Origin of the sequence: Paenibacillus zeisoli (assembly GCF_003994465.1) — a bacterium.
Lineage (GTDB): Bacteria > Bacillota > Bacilli > Paenibacillales > Paenibacillaceae > Fontibacillus > Fontibacillus zeisoli.
Window position 1 is genome coordinate 148,564 of the sequence record NZ_RZNX01000002.1, and the last position, 15,252, is coordinate 163,815.

A 15,252-nucleotide genomic window follows, 5' to 3' on the forward strand; every position below is an offset into this window, starting at 1 on the left:
GTGACGGTCCTTCTTCCTATTCAGCATACCAAACATTGTACAAAAAAAGTACATTCATTATACACCCAGAGAGTGTCAGGACAACATATTATTATTCCAGCCTCGGATAAGGCTAGCTTTCCAACTGTTGGATTGCTTCAACACTACTGTAATTACGTTAATAGGAAATAATAAGCAGGAGGAGGAAAGGACTATGGCGTCTTTATTCAAGCAGCACACCACACCACCCCGCCGTTCAGGGAAAAGACGCGTACTCAAGGGTATCTTTATCGCTTTTTGTGTGCTCATCTTATGGCTTACCGCCGTGATGATCCACCAAACTCATAAGCCCCTTCCAGCAGGGACTTCTTATGAGAGCCCCCTTTACAGCGTCGACCATGTTGATTTCCTCTATGATCTGACTTACCCGGACGGAAAGGGTGGATTTCACCAAGAGCGGCATATCTTTGACCGGATGCTTCAGATGATTGGCGAGGCCCGCGAGTATGTGGTTCTCGATCTGTTCCTGTTCAATGATTATGTACATAAAGGTCAGAGCTATCCTGATGTCAGCGGGGAAATGACCCGCAGGCTGCTGGCCCAGAAGCAGAAGTACCCCAAGCTCCAAATCGTGTTTGTTACAGACGAGATCAACACCAACTATGATTCTGCCCCGAACCCCCTGCTCGAGCAGCTTAAGCAGGCTGGCGCTCAGGTCATTATCACTGACGTCAATCCCCTGAGGGACTCGACACCTGCCTATTCGGCTGTATGGCGAACGTTCTTTCAATGGTTCGGACAGTCGGGCACCGGCTGGATTCCGAATCTTATGGCTTCAAATGCGCCTGACATTACGGCACGTTCCTATCTGAAATTACTCAATGTAAAGGCCAATCACCGTAAAGTTCTTGCTACCGAGAACAGTGCGCTGATCTCCTCGGGCAACGTGCATAATGCCAGCGTCTTCCATTCGAATATCGCATTTGAGGTGCGCGGGCAGATTACCCGGGATATTCTCGTAAGCGAACAAGCCGTAGCGGACTTCTCGGGCGGTGGAACCCTGCCGAAGTGGAGCGCCTCATCTTCTTCGGCCAGGGCTTCCTCCAAGCCGGCTGGTTCATCCGAAGCTGCGTCGGCCCCCCTGAAGGTTCGGTATCTGACCGAGGGCAAAATCTATAAGTATTTGCTCAATTCGATCAAGGATACAGCCAAAGGAGATACCTTATGGATGGGGATGTTCTACCTGGCGGATACTCAGGTCATGAAGGAGCTGGTCGAAGCCGGACATCGAGGTGTTCAAATCCGGCTGATCCTTGATCCGAACCAGAATGCGTTCGGTCAGGAGAAGATTGGCCTTCCCAACCGCCCAGTAGCTGAAGAGCTGCTGGAGCGGTCTGGTCAGAATATGCAGATTCGGTGGTACAATACCACGAAAGAGCAGTACCATACGAAGCTGCTCTATATTGCCAAAGCCACAGGTCCCAGCATCATTATGGGCGGCTCAGCCAACTTCACGGCCCGCAATCTGGATGACCTCAACCTGGAGAATGATCTCTGGATAGCTGCGCCGAAGGGCAGCAGACTGACCCAAGACTTGGACCAGTACTTTGGCCGGATCTGGTACAACGAAGGGGCCGAGTTCAGCCTCGACTTCAGCGCGTATCATGAGCGGTCCGTCTGGTTCAAGGATGTGCTGTACCGGCTTCAAAAGATCTTGGGATTCACAACGTATTGAAGATGAGCGAGGCGGAGGTGCCTTCGTGTTCGTTCAAGTACTATTCTGATGCTGTTCAGGCGCCACACGAGTACTTTTCGGGCGGCCTTCGAGCGTCAAGCCGCAGTTCCCACTCTTATCACACACACAAAAGGCCGCCCCACCAGGGACGGCCTTCATTAGGTTATGCAGTTCCGCGGCTGCCCACCGCCCATGCCCCTCCCTAAAGAAGCGGCGACATCAGCCGGGCGGCTGATTCCATTAAGCGTACAACGACGCGCTTCTTCATGAAGGCTTTTCTCTCAATCAGATTCGTGGAATGAAGATCCCGCTCGAAGTCCTCGACGATCTTGCGCACACTATCGCTTTGGACCAGGAGTGCACTGACCTCAAAGTTGAGATGGAAGCTCCGCATATCCATATTGGCCGTGCCGACCGAGGCCACTTCACCATCCGCAATGAGCAGCTTCGCATGCAGGAAGCCCTTCTCATACTCATAGATCTTCACGCCGGCTTCGAGCAGGGACGGGAAATAGGAATGGGAGGCCAGGTACGGCAGCCATTTGTCGGGCTTCGCCGGGAACAGGATACGCACATCCAAACCCGAGATGGCGGCTACGCGCAGTGCGGTCAGCAGATCCTCATCCGGTATGAAATAAGGTGTGGCCAGCCATACCGATTCTTTGGCCGAGGTAATGATGGAGAAGAAAATATCCTTGAGAGAGCGGTTCGGATTATCGGGCCCGCTGGGTACGATTTGGACGGCGCCGCTGCAGCCCCGCTCCATTTCTGGCGACAAATACTCCAGACCGAGGATTTTCTCACCGGTAACGTACTTCCAGTCCTGGAGGAAAATAATCTGCAGAGACCTTACCGCCTCTCCCTTCACGAGCATATGGGTATCCCGCCAGAAGCCGTAGGTCTTACTGCGGCTTAAATACTCATCCCCGACATTCAGGCCGCCCATGAAGGCCGTGTTCCCGTCAATGACCACGATTTTGCGGTGATTGCGGTAATTCACCCGGCTCGACAAGGCCAGAAAGCGGACCTGGCCATAGACGCCGATCTGGATCCCCGCCTCCCTCATTTCATTCAGGAAGACCTTGGACAAGCCAATGCTGCCCACCGCATCGAACATAAAGCGGACCTCAACGCCCTCCCTCGCCTTCTCAATGAGCGTGCGCTGAATTTCGCGGCCAATCTCATCCGCACGGTAGATATAATACTCCATGTGAATATGATGCTTCGCCATCTTGAGCTCCTTCAGCAGTGAGGAGAACGTCTCCTCCCCGTTGGTAAGTACGCGTGTACGAGTAGCCATGGAGAACGGGGTACGGGCGATTTTGTGAGACATCTTAAGCAGCTTCTGCTGTCCTGGTGTGAATGCAGACAGATCAAATGCCGCATGCAGGTTGTTGTTGTCAATCATCTCATAAGCTTTCTGGTCGTTCATCGCCTTCTTGTCGAACTTCCTCCGCTTGAAATAATTCTGGCCAAGCAGGAAATACAGAACCAGGCCAACCACCGGCAGAAGAACTAGCAGCAGAATCCACGCCAGGGTGCTCGAAGGATTCCGGTTCTCCATAAAGATGGCCAACCCCACAGTAATTACAGTCAGCGTCTGAAAAATACTGACCAGCGTACCTCCGAATTTACCGAAGAATCCAAAACCTAAAAAATAAAAGGCAAATAAAATTGCCGCAATAAGTAATATTTGCAAGCCACGTCTCATGCATGATCTCCTTTTCTACGCTGGTTCGCCTTTCCTGACACATTTCCATTCTACATGAAGCACACTATTCTTCCTAACCATATTTCACCGATATATGTATATTGATGTAAGTTAGTAGAACCTCACATGCCTTGACAGTCATAAAGATATGTGAAAAAATCAACCTACCGATCGTTAGGAAGGTGGGTATACTCTATGTCTGTTGGAAAAAGAAGGATTCAGGGGGCCGCCCTGGCCCTGTTCGCAAGAGACGGCTACGAAGGCGCCTCACTTCAGCATATCGCAGCTGCGGCCGGAATCAAGAAACCCTCCATCTATGCCCATTTCAAGGGCAAAGAGGATTTGTTCATGAGTGTGCTGAGCCACGTGTTCAAGGAGGAACGGCACCGGATTGTGCGTTTTTTCCTGAGCCGGCAAGGCGATCCGCTGGAGGAAAGACTGAAGGGTCTATTCGTGATGCTGCAGGAAGAATATGACCAGAATAAGGATTCGAAGTTCCTGCTGCGGATGCTCTTTTTCCCGCCGCATGCGATATACGATGAGGTCATTGGCATTATATATCCGTTCCTGGATTCCCTGGAGAGTAAGCTGATCAAGCTCATGGAGTCAGAGTACCACAGAGGTACATTCACGGTTATGGATATCCGCCAGGCAGCTATTGCCTATATGACCTTGGCCGACGGGATCATGGTGGAACTGCTGTATTCACAGCCCGAAAGGTCCAAGAAACGCCTTCAGGCCGCGTGGCCCATCTACTGGGCCGGTATTATCGGCGGAAGAGCCGGAATGGTGAATGATGAATGATGATCAGAAGGAGACAAACCTATGAACAGACACTGGCTGTACGTCCTTTTGGGCGGAATTATAGAAGTAGTATGGGTAAGCGGGCTTAAGCACGCGGACACTTGGTGGTATTGGTTAATTACGGCAGCGGCTATCGCGCTCAGCTTCTGGCTGATCATTGAAGCTTCCAGACGGCTCCCGGTAGGGACCGTGTATGCTGTTTTTACAGGTATCGGCACGGCAGGTACGGTCATTACGGAAATGGTTGTCTTCGGTGAGCCTTTCCGGTGGTCGAAGACTATGCTGATCGCGCTGCTTCTGGCTGGTGTCATCGGCCTGAAGCTGATGTCGGACAGCACGCAAGAGGAGGCGACATCTTAATGGCCTGGATTGCTCTAATTATAGCTGGCTGCTGTGAAGTATTTGGTGTGATCGGAATCAAGCAGGTTACCCTGCGGGGGAATCTATTCTCTTATTGTCTGCTCGGAATCGGGTTTCTGTGCAGCTTCTCCCTGCTCTCTTTTGCGATGATTACCCTGCCTATGGGAACAGCTTATGCGGTATGGACAGGAATAGGCACTGTGGGGAGCGCCTTGGTGGGGATGTTCTTGTACAAGGAACCTAAGGAATGGAGAAGACTGGTCTGCATCGCTGTCATTCTGGGCGCATCTGTAGGCCTCAAGCTGATTCACTAGAACAAATTTGTATCCTGGATTCAGAGTGTAATATAATGTAAATGACTAATTGGTCATATCAAGAACCCAATGGTCAGAAAGGAGTATAAGCAGTTGTCTGAGAAAGCAGCGGAGAAAAGAAAATACATCATTCGTACAGCCATGGAGCTGTTCTCGGCCAAGGGGTCTTCGGCAACCTCCATGCAGGAAATCGCCGAGCACTGCGGAATGTCCAAGGGGAGCTTATACCTGCATTTCAAATCGAAGGTGGAACTGGAGACCAGCATCTACAGCCACTGTTATCAAATGCTGCAGGAGCACCTGATTGAGGTCGAACAGGAGCCCGGTCTGTCCCCGAAGGAAAGCCTCCGGAAGCAGATTGAGGTCCTGCTCAGCCTGGTGCTGGAACTGCGGGAGTTTCTACTGATGCAGCTTCGGGACTGGGTAACCCATGGCAAGAAGAACATGGAGCCGCAGTGTGTCAAGGATAACAACCTCATGCTGCTGAGCTGGGCACAGTCCAAGCTTGTGCGGGTCTACGGCACCGAGATTGCTCCTTATGCTGCCGATCTTACCTTGTTCCTCCATGGCTCGTTCGGTTCCTATATACGACTGCTATTTGATCCAAGAATCAGCATAAGTATTCAGCAGATGTCCGAGCACCTGATGTTCGCCTTGGATCAATTAAGCGAGGGATTCCTTCAGAAGCGCCCGCTCCCTCTTTTCTCATTAGAAATGCTGGAACAGTGGGCTCATGAAGGAATTACAGGAATGACCTCGGATCGGCACCCCCTTAAGATCATCAAATCCATGAAGGATAAGGTGAAGAATATCAGTCTGCCAGATGACCAGAAGGAGGACGTGCTGGACTCCCTGCATATCCTGGAACAAGAGATTGTTGAACACCAGCCTCGCCGCGCGATCCTGCGAGGGATGCTCAGGAATTTGGAGAGCATTCCGGGGCTTGATGAGGAGTTCAAGGAATTGGAAGCCGTTATGCTTCTACATACCCATTCAAGGCAAGGCCCGTCACACACGGGTGATTAGAGAGAAACGGAGAGGAGCAGTTACCTACGTATGAAAGGAATTATTAATTTCTCATTGCGAAACAAATTCGCGGTCTGGCTGCTAACAATCATCGTTGTAGCCGCAGGTCTTTACAGCGGACTAACCATGAAGCAGGAGACCATCCCGAATATCAACGTGCCTTATTTAAGCATCTCAGCCGTGTATCCAGGTGCAGCGCCCGAGAATGTGGTGGATGAGATTACGAAGCCTCTGGAGCAGGGTCTGCGAAATGTTGAAGGCATTAAGACCATTACGTCTACCTCCATGGAGAATGCCTCATCTATTATTCTTGAGTTTAACTATGGGGCAAATCTGGACAACGCTTCTGCCGCTGTACGGGAAGCACTCAACAGTGTAACCCTTCCGGACGGTGCCCAGAAACCGCAAATCACCCGGTTTAGCCTGAATTCACTGCCTGTCATCTCACTCAGCATGAATGCCAAGAACGGCAGCAACCTGGAGAACTTGACCCGGACAGCCGAGAATGATGTGAAACCTGCGCTGGAGAAGCTGGAGGGTGTGGCTTCCGTCCAGGTGGCCGGTCAATATGTGAAGGAAGTTCAATTGAAGTTCAATCAAGACAAGCTTAAGGAACTCGGCCTAACCGAAGATACGGTAAAAGGGATCGTTCAAGCCTCGGCTGTCCGTGTCCCGCTCGGCTTGTTCGAAATGGATAAATCCCAGAAGGCTGTCGTTGTGGATGGAGCCATCACCACAGTGGAAGATCTGAAGAATGTAACCATTCCCGTAACTCCAAGCAGCGGAGCCGCTGGTCCAGGCGCTGCTGCGGGCGGAGCTGGGGTACAGGGCACAGCAGGTCAGTCCGCTGCGGGCCAGGGCACTGCAGCCGGCGGTGCCGGAGCGCAAAACGCAGCAGGCCAGTCCGCTGCAGGCCAAGGCACTGCCGTTGGCGGAGCTAGCGCCCAGAATGCAGCCGGTCAAGGCACTGCTGCGAACGCGGGCAATGCCGCTCCTGGCACAGCGGGAGCAGCCGGAATCCAGGCTGCAGCTGTACCTGCGTCCATTCCGACGGTTAAGCTGTCGGACGTGGCCACAATTAATGTCGTGGGTAAGGCCGCATCCATTTCCCGGACCAACGGTAAGGAATCCATCGGGATTCAGATTGTGAAGTCCAATGACGCCAATACGGTGGATGTCGTCAATAAAGTCAAGGATAGAGCGGAATCGCTGAAGTCTGAATTCAAAGATCTTGATCTAACCATTCTAATGGATCAAGGCAAGCCGATTGAGGACTCCGTGAACACCATGCTTAGCAAAGCAGTGTTCGGTGCCTTGTTCGCAGTGCTGATCATTCTGATCTTCCTGCGCAATATCCGTTCTACAATTATCTCAATCATCTCCATTCCTCTGTCGCTGCTCATTGCCGTGCTGGCGCTGCGTCAGATGAATATTACACTGAACATGATGACCCTCGGGGCCATGACCGTAGCCATTGGCCGGGTTGTCGATGACTCCATCGTCGTAATCGAGAACATCTACCGGCGTCTCTCTCTGACTGGCGAGAAGCTCAAGGGAAGCGAACTTATCCGCGAAGCGACACGCGAAATGTTCATCCCAATCGCTTCATCAACGATCGTCACGATTGCGGTCTTCCTGCCGCTGGCCTTCGTTAGCGGGATGGTCGGCGAGCTGTTCACTCCATTCGCCCTTACGATGGTGTTCTCGCTGCTTGCGTCCCTGCTGGTGGCCATTACCCTGGTGCCTGCACTCGCTCATACCTTGTTCAGGAATGGCCTTAAGAAGACGCATGACCATGAAGAGAAGCCGGGGGCCCTGGCCCGTGGTTACAAGAAGGTTCTGAACTGGTCCTTGTCCCACAAGCTGATTACCTTCGGATTTGCGATTCTGCTTCTGATTGGCAGCTTGTTCCTGACCAAATTCATCGGTACCAGCTTCATGCCGGAGCAGTCCGAGAAGTATGTTATGGTAACCTATTCACCAGCACCAGGCGATACGCGTGAGGATGTCGAGCAGCGTGCGCTGAAGGCCGAGAAGTTTATTTTGAAGCAGCCAGGCTTGGATAAAATGCAGTATTCCGTTGGGGGCACCAATCCGCTTAGCCCGGGTCCTTCCAACTCCGCTTTGTTCTATGTGATCTATAAGGAAGACACCAAGAAATTTGAAGATGTGAAGAAGAAGCTGGTCGAGGATCTGAAGGTCCAAGTGCCTGATGGAACCTGGAAGGAAATGTCCGGCATGAGCGGGGGCATGGGCGGCAGCAAACTTGCCGTTCAAGTCTACGGCGACAATCTGAAGCAGATTCAGCCGGTATCCGATCAGATCCTGAAATGGGTGAATGAGGATAAGGCTCATTTCGACAAAGGCGATTCCAGCTTGTCCAAAGCTTATGATCAATACACACTCATCGCCGATCAGGAGAAGCTCAGCTCGCTTGGGCTTACCGCCGGACAACTGGCTATGAAGCTCAGTCCACAGCGTGAGCGCCCGGTTCTGACCGAGGTGCAGATCGACAACAAGGACTACAAAGTCTATATAGAAGCCGACAACAAAACATACAAGAGCCTGAAAGACATCGAGAACGAAACGCTGATGTCCCCACTTGGCAAGGAAGTAGCCATTAAGGATGTCGCCAAAGTTGAAAAAGGCATCTCACCTAACTCTATCATGCGTATTGACGGCAAAATGGTGATCGAGGTCAGTGCCAACATCATCTCTACCGATGTAAGCAGCGCCTCCAAAAGCCTTCAAGACAAAGTTAACGCCTACAACAAGCCCGATGGTGTCACTGTAGAATTTGGCGGTGTCACTGCCCAAATTAACGACACCTTCACCCAGCTGGGTCTCGCCATGGCGGCCGCAATCGCGATCGTATACTTCGTGCTCGTAGTCACGTTCGGCGGCGGACTTGCGCCTTTCGCTATCCTGTTCTCGCTGCCATTCATCGTCATTGGTGCACTGATCGCTCTGCTGATCGGCGGAGAGACGCTGAATGTCTCCTCACTTATGGGAGCACTCATGCTGATCGGAATCGTGGTCACCAATGCCATCGTCTTGATCGACCGTGTTATTCATAAGGAGCGCGAGGGTCTTTCGACACGTGAAGCTCTTCTGGAAGCGGGAGCAACCCGTCTTCGTCCGATTCTGATGACCGCCCTGGCCACGATTGGCGCTCTGTTGCCGCTTGTATTCGGTCTTGAGAACAGTGCGGGAATTATCTCCCGCGGCCTGGGAATCACCGTTATCGGCGGACTCATCAGCTCAACCTTGCTGACTCTCGTCATTGTGCCGATTGTCTATGAGTTCCTGATGAAGATCCGCAGAGGCGGCAGATCTAAAGCTGCAAACACCAAAGTCTCAGCTAAAGCATAAAACTTGTAATCAACATATACCGTCTCTGATTCGCAGCTTCAGCACCATGAAGACGAAGGGCCGCACCTTAAGTAGATGAATCTACGAAGGTGCGGCCCTTTTTAATTTAGATGGTTATTCTGATATCACGGAATTGCCGATGGCAACAGAATCACAGGAGGGCAGTCTGACACGCGACTTATCCCACAGCCATGCCGTCGTCACGACCATCATCTAACTGTCCCTTAACACTATCCTAACTCCCAATCAGAGTCCTACGGCTTTGTGCGGTTCTCCACGAACGCAGCATTTCCAGATCCCGTGGAAGAAACTCCGACATCAGTACGGACAAGCCTTGGTACAGCGGAGTTCTCGCTTCTCTTTGCAGAGCCTCAGCGAACGCAGGCGCCCACTGCAGCAGATGGGATTCCAGGAACCACAGCTGCATATCGGCTAGCTCTGTACATTTATTTCTTACACAGCCTGCCACAAGCATCCGGTCTGCAAGCACAGACATGAACTCAAGTTCAATCGCCATATGATCATCCCGCTCGTTGTGCAGCTTGTTGAACACAACACCGCACTCACAATAGACTGTTCCGAGTCCCGAGGTTTGCCTCAAGGCTTCTAGCCCCTCCTGTCTTGCCCGAAACACCCCTTCTGTAAAAGGCAGCACGGCCTGGCTTCCCACAAACAGTCTCGTATATTCATCCGCTTCCTCATAACATACCTGACGAAGTTTTCTCTCCTCAATACTGTCCAAATAACTCTTCAGCATACGGGCTCCCTCGCCCGATATGACAGGCCCCTTCAGCTTCCCTTCGCGGCGGTACTGCGCGACTAAGGACAGACGGGGCTCGCGCCGCAGAAAGTCAACCAGAAGCTGGTATACCCAACCTCTTCGTTCCAGCCACAGCATCTGCTCCTCACTTGCGGTAACCCCATTTCCGGACATGGTCGTTGTCATCATAAGTCAGCTCCCTAAATTCACTTATAGGTAGAGATACCGCCTTCCTTCCCCTGATTGACGACGTCTCTTCACTTACATTATAGCCAATACAGATCTTCCCAAGTGAATAAATTCACACATAATATTGACATTAGCGTGAACGCGCTTTCAGTTTTTCTATTCCGGTAAGTGTTCAACATTTTTTCATCATAATTCTCTTTTACTTGCTTCGTTATTCATTAAAATGAATTATAATATAAGAAGTATTATTAATTGCACTCCCAGTACCATATCGAAGAAAGGGTGAATCTGGATGGAAATGCTGCAGGACTCTTTCGGACGGATTCACGATTACCTCCGGATTTCAGTAACGGACCGCTGTAATTTGCGCTGTGTGTACTGTATGCCTGCTGAAGGCATTGCATTTCAGCCCCACGAGGAAATCATGTCCTATGAGGAGATTGCTGAAGTCGTCTCCGCCTTGGCCCCGATCGGGCTGCGCAAGATCCGCCTTACAGGTGGAGAGCCGCTTGTGCGCAAGGATTTGGAGCAGCTTATCCATATGCTGTCTCGAATAGAGGGGATCGAAGATATCTCACTGACCACGAACGGCATTTTCCTTCCCAAGAAGGCAGGCCTCCTGAAGGAAGCTGGGCTGAACCGGATTAATATCAGCCTTGATTCACTTCACAAGGACAGATATGCCGTCATCACTCGCGGAGGCGATGTCTCCAAGGTACTTGAGGGGATTACGGCTGCAGAAGAGGCCGGACTTGAGCCGATCAAACTGAACGTGGTGCTGATGAAAGGCTCCAATGACGATGAAATTCAAGACTTCATTGCCATGACGCTGAACCGTCCTATTCATGTGCGGTTTATAGAATATATGCCAATCGGCAGCGCGACCGACTCCTGGCGTAAGTCTTACCTGCCTCTGGAAGCGGTTATGGAGGTATGTAAGGCGGCCGGCTGGGAGACTGAAGCTGCGAGCCAGCTGAAGGGAAATGGCCCCTCCCAGAACATGAGGGTCAAGGGTGCTGTGGGTACCTTCGGATTGATCCATCCGGTCAGTGATCACTTCTGTGATAACTGTAACCGGCTCCGCTTAACCGCCGACGGTCACATCAAGTCCTGCCTGTACTGGTCTGAAGAATTTAATATTCGCAAGGTAACAGGCAAGAATGACCCTGACGCCATTCGCTCCATGTTCATTAATTCTCTGGGTACTAAGCCCAAGAACCATGAAATGGCGCTCGCTCTGGAAAAGAAAGAACAAAGCAACACCCCAACCTCCCGCCGGATGTCCCAGATCGGCGGATGAACATGCCAGACTGCCCCTGACCCGTCATTGCTGGTCAGGGAACAGCCCAAGAATCAAGCCGCCCGCTCTGCATGAAGCGAGCGGCTTCTTTTATTACCTCGTATGTATTACCGAGATCCAAGTTCCTCATAAATCCGGCAGGCCTTCTCATAGTCTCCGGGCCGGTTCATGTTGTAGGACAGCATCTCCTCGGTCAGCCCCGCTTCCCTGCACAACTCTGAGGCCGGAATATAGGCTGCGCGAAGCGTCTGTGTCCAAGGAATAAGACGCAGCTGCTCCTCCCGGAGAGCCGCATCAAGATCTGGAAGCACCGAACGATTATACACGGCAAGCAGCGGCAGCACCCCGTCCAAGTTACGCGGAATCACGGCTTCAGTTGGTTCACTGCTGGAGAGCTCCTGCTCTATTGCGCATATTGTTTCTGCCTCTAATCTAAGCCGGTGTAAGGCAGCCTTGTTCACGAACGGCATATCACAGGCCGTAATAAGATTCCACGAGCTTTCCGACGCGGACAGGCCCGCGTGAATCCCCGCAAGCGGCCCGGCCTGCTTATACAAATCCGGTATAATCTCCTTGCCGAGATAGCGGTATGGCGCTTCGTCGTTCGATATAATAATTAGCCTGTCGGTAATTTGTTCCATCTCTCGAACCAATCTCTCTATCAACGGGAGACCCCCTATCGGAAGCAGTGCCTTGTTCCGCCCCATGCGACTTGAACGTCCCCCCGCAATCACAATGCCTGTGACATTCATGAATTAACCGCTCCCCTTCGTGCCATAATTAAGAAAATCCGATAAAACCTGGTTTGTATCCCTTTCCATCACATGATACATTGATCTTACCCGATTTTATTTACTTATATGGATTGAACTAAAGACTGTGTGAACGATTCTTGCCCTACAAGCATCCGCTTTAATTCAAACGTTCATTTCTTTAGTTCATTCCATATAGCGACCATGATCTTCTCCACCCGAATTCAGGCTGCTAACCGTGCAGGCCAGAAAGGAATGGCGCATTTGCAATCTGATCACTTGTCCAAACCAATACAGTCACTATTGTCTCTAAAGCTGCTTAATTTCTTCGTTTATGGGGCTATGGTTATTTTTGCAGCCTTTTTCCAATTATATTTGCAAGAAGCGGGTATGAACAAGCTCGAGATCGGTCTCCTGCTCTCCATGGGCCCTATCATCTCACTTGCCGCCAATCCGTTCTGGAAATACTGTAATGATCGTCAGCAGAATACAAGATATGTGCTTGTTCTGATGATGTGTGGCCTCCTGCTGGTTGGCTATCTTATTTTCCTGGTAGATACTTACCGCATGCTCTATTGGTCGATGATTTTATTCTATTTCCTGCAGACGCCGATGCTTACCCAAAGTAACACCTTAACCCTTTGTTATACTGAAAGCACTGGACGGAGGTTCGCATCCTTCCGGCTGTGGGGATCCTTGGGCTGGGCAATTATCGCGGTAATTGCTGGAGCCGTTATGGACGAATCTGGAGCGCTCGGTATGTTCCTGCTGTTCACCATGGTTCTTATTCTGGCCACCAGCTCCGCCCTGCTGCTTAAGCCGCTTCACCGGGCACCCGATACACCATGGTTGAATCTGTGGGAATTCACCCGTTCCCTGAAGAACAAGCATTTTGTGTCTTTTGTTATTCTGGGTATGCTTGTGGCTATACCGAGCTCCATGAATGCCATGTTCATGCCACTATTCATCACCGATCTGGGGGGATCGAAGCTTTACGTCGGTTTGGCCGTATTCGTCTCTACGATCCTGGAGGCAGGCATTTTCATATTGCTGCGGAAGTATATGCGAAGAAAAATCACCCATCTCATGATCTGCATGGTCATGGTCAGTCTGCTTCTCGCTCTAAGGTGGATGCTTATGGCCGAGGTGACTACTTCTCTACAGATTGTATTCATTCAGATCCTGCACGCGGTTACCTTTGGTGGCTTCTTCTATGTGGGTACACAGCTAACCACCTTGTTCCTGCCACGACCCTACAGATCTTCAGGACAGGCTGTATACACCCTTCTACTGGGAGGAATATCCGGCATGATAGCCGGGGTATTTGGAGGGTGGCTGTACCAGTATTTCGGAGCCGTTACCATGTATAAGATATGTCTCATGCTAACTTTATGTGGAGCTCTGGGGTTCGCCGCCATGGGCTATCGTCTATACAGGCATGGTTACACACCGGTAATTAATCACAAAGAATAACAAACAATCCACTATACCGTCACGCCCTGAGCAAGGTAACGCCGGTCTTGGTGGATTGTCTGCAGTTTGGGACTGAACAAGCTTCATATCCCACATTTAATATAATTTATGAAACGCATTTCAGAGCAAGGGGTTTGCTCAGATTTAATATAATGGCTTATTGGGGAGGTGAGATCCATGGCCAATATCAAAGAGATCGCCAGAATAGCCGGGGTCTCTGTAACCACCGTGTCACGAGTTCTCAATAATCATCCTTATGTCAAGGAAGACAAACGAAGAGCCGTGCTGGAGACGGTTGAACGCTTGAATTATTCCCGTAACATTAATGCCCTGCATCTGCTGAAGGGCAGAACCCAGATTATCGGGGTGATACTTCCCATGATTAATCATTCCTATTTCGGGGTGATGATGGAGGGAATTGCGCAAGAAGCGCTGAAATCCGGTTACCAGCTGATGGTCTCACAGACAAGCTACCAGCCTGAAGAAGAGCAGCGGATGCTGGAAATGATGCGGAACAAACAAATTGACGGAGTTATTATTTGTTCACGTTCACTCCCGCTGGAGCATTTGGAAGCCTATAATCCTTATGGTCCTATTGTGCTCTGTGAGGAGATCGGTCCTCGGCCGATGTCCTCCGTGTTTCTGAATCATTACCAATGCTTTCAGGAAGGGATTCGGTACTTATGGAACAAAGGTCACTCCTCCATCGGTTACTCCATTAGCCGGATGGAGGGACCAAGCAGCAGCAGGCGGTATGAGGCATACTGTGATATGCATGAAGAGCTGGGTATTCCGGTCAATCCAAGCTGGATATATGACCACTGCCTGGATATTGAAGACGGTGTACTCCTTGTACGCCGTATGCTGGAGCAAGCCGACCGCCCATCTGCGCTTATCGTTACCAGCGGCCAGGTAGCAGCCGGAATTCTGCTTGAAGCAGGACGCCAAGGACTCAGGGTGCCTGAGGATCTGGCCTTAATTAGCTTCGACAACATGCCCATCTCGGAAGTTCTCGGCATTACTACGATGGATAACGGGATTTATACCATGGGAGCAAGCGCCATGAGCATCGCTGACGAATTGATTCGCGGAACGACCAGCAGTCCTATGACCAAAGAAATTCCGTTCCAGCTGATCGAAAGATCGACCGCATAACCACGGTGTCTGTTTCTCTACTTATGTTTATGAACAGTGGGCAAGGTCTTAGATTTCTCACCCTATTCTTTAATTAAATATAGCCTTTTTGCCCCATGTCCAGGATTGGAAGATAAGCCTGAGAATTATTTCATTATGAGTTACATGCTACAGGATGAAGGAGACTCAACCGAGCTTATTATTGAACAGGATGACAATAGACCCGAAATAAGTACTCAAGAATCTAACGAGGATGACGATAATCCGATTCTACTTGAACTAAAAAAATTAGTAGAAGCCCTGTGACTTTGTACAATAGTGGAACCTACGTTAATTGCTAAAA

The 15,252-nt window shown here is 50.7% G+C and carries 13 protein-coding genes; 10 read left to right on the forward strand and 3 right to left on the reverse strand.

The window, feature by feature from the left end; genetic code table 11:
* Window positions 1–193: 193 nt before the first annotated feature.
* Window positions 194–1,714, forward strand: coding sequence for a phospholipase D family protein (locus EJP77_RS06690; protein WP_127198446.1), 1,521 nt, complete (start codon window positions 194–196; stop codon window positions 1,712–1,714).
* 202 nt (window positions 1,715–1,916) lie between these two features.
* On the opposite strand, the gene cls is transcribed toward EJP77_RS06690, so the two are convergent.
* Entirely contained in the window at window positions 1,917–3,425 is a 1,509-nt protein-coding gene (gene cls / locus EJP77_RS06695; RefSeq protein ID WP_127198447.1) for a cardiolipin synthase, read from the reverse strand.
* A gap of 195 nt (window positions 3,426–3,620) precedes the next feature.
* On the opposite strand from cls, the gene EJP77_RS06700 reads away from it, so the two are divergent.
* From EJP77_RS06700 to EJP77_RS06720, 5 genes are all read left to right on the forward strand, one after another.
* Window positions 3,621–4,229 (forward strand): TetR/AcrR family transcriptional regulator, encoded by a 609-nt coding sequence (locus EJP77_RS06700; protein ID WP_127198448.1) that lies wholly within the window; start codon window positions 3,621–3,623, stop codon window positions 4,227–4,229.
* A gap of 21 nt (window positions 4,230–4,250) precedes the next feature.
* Window positions 4,251–4,589 (forward strand): DMT family transporter, encoded by a 339-nt coding sequence (locus EJP77_RS06705; RefSeq protein WP_127198449.1) that lies wholly within the window; start codon window positions 4,251–4,253, stop codon window positions 4,587–4,589.
* The gene (locus tag EJP77_RS06710; RefSeq protein ID WP_127198450.1) at window positions 4,589–4,903 is read left to right on the forward strand and encodes a DMT family transporter; all 315 of its coding nucleotides are present in this window, start codon (window positions 4,589–4,591) and stop codon (window positions 4,901–4,903) included. The genes EJP77_RS06705 and EJP77_RS06710 overlap by 1 nt, the downstream gene beginning before the upstream one ends.
* A gap of 93 nt (window positions 4,904–4,996) precedes the next feature.
* Window positions 4,997–5,929: a TetR/AcrR family transcriptional regulator gene (locus EJP77_RS06715; RefSeq protein WP_185897209.1), complete on the forward strand. Its 933-nt coding sequence runs from the start codon at window positions 4,997–4,999 to the stop codon at window positions 5,927–5,929.
* Window positions 5,930–5,959: 30 nt separating this feature from the next.
* On the forward strand, window positions 5,960–9,301 hold the full coding sequence (locus tag EJP77_RS06720) for an efflux RND transporter permease subunit (RefSeq protein WP_127198452.1): 3,342 nt from the start codon (window positions 5,960–5,962) through the stop codon (window positions 9,299–9,301).
* Between the two features lie 235 nt (window positions 9,302–9,536).
* On the opposite strand, the gene EJP77_RS06725 is transcribed toward EJP77_RS06720, so the two are convergent.
* Entirely contained in the window at window positions 9,537–10,250 is a 714-nt protein-coding gene (locus tag EJP77_RS06725) for a TorD/DmsD family molecular chaperone (RefSeq protein WP_246021758.1), read from the reverse strand.
* A gap of 292 nt (window positions 10,251–10,542) precedes the next feature.
* Between EJP77_RS06725 and moaA the strand changes: the two genes are divergently transcribed.
* The gene (moaA, locus tag EJP77_RS06730; protein WP_127198453.1) at window positions 10,543–11,550 is read left to right on the forward strand and encodes a GTP 3',8-cyclase MoaA; all 1,008 of its coding nucleotides are present in this window, start codon (window positions 10,543–10,545) and stop codon (window positions 11,548–11,550) included.
* Window positions 11,551–11,657: 107 nt separating this feature from the next.
* Here the strand turns inward: moaA and mobA are convergent, their stop codons facing one another.
* Window positions 11,658–12,302: a molybdenum cofactor guanylyltransferase gene (gene mobA / locus EJP77_RS06735; protein WP_127198454.1), complete on the reverse strand. Its 645-nt coding sequence runs from the start codon at window positions 12,300–12,302 to the stop codon at window positions 11,658–11,660.
* 255 nt (window positions 12,303–12,557) lie between these two features.
* On the opposite strand from mobA, the gene EJP77_RS06740 reads away from it, so the two are divergent.
* From EJP77_RS06740 to EJP77_RS20595, 3 genes are all read left to right on the forward strand, one after another.
* A complete protein-coding gene (locus EJP77_RS06740) occupies window positions 12,558–13,775 on the forward strand; it encodes an MFS transporter (RefSeq protein ID WP_127198455.1) in 1,218 nt (405 codons plus the stop codon).
* Window positions 13,776–13,952: 177 nt separating this feature from the next.
* Window positions 13,953–14,930, forward strand: coding sequence for a LacI family DNA-binding transcriptional regulator (locus tag EJP77_RS06745; RefSeq protein WP_127198456.1), 978 nt, complete (start codon window positions 13,953–13,955; stop codon window positions 14,928–14,930).
* 135 nt (window positions 14,931–15,065) lie between these two features.
* Window positions 15,066–15,215 (forward strand): hypothetical protein, encoded by a 150-nt coding sequence (locus tag EJP77_RS20595; protein WP_185897211.1) that lies wholly within the window; start codon window positions 15,066–15,068, stop codon window positions 15,213–15,215.
* Window positions 15,216–15,252 lie beyond the last annotated feature (37 nt).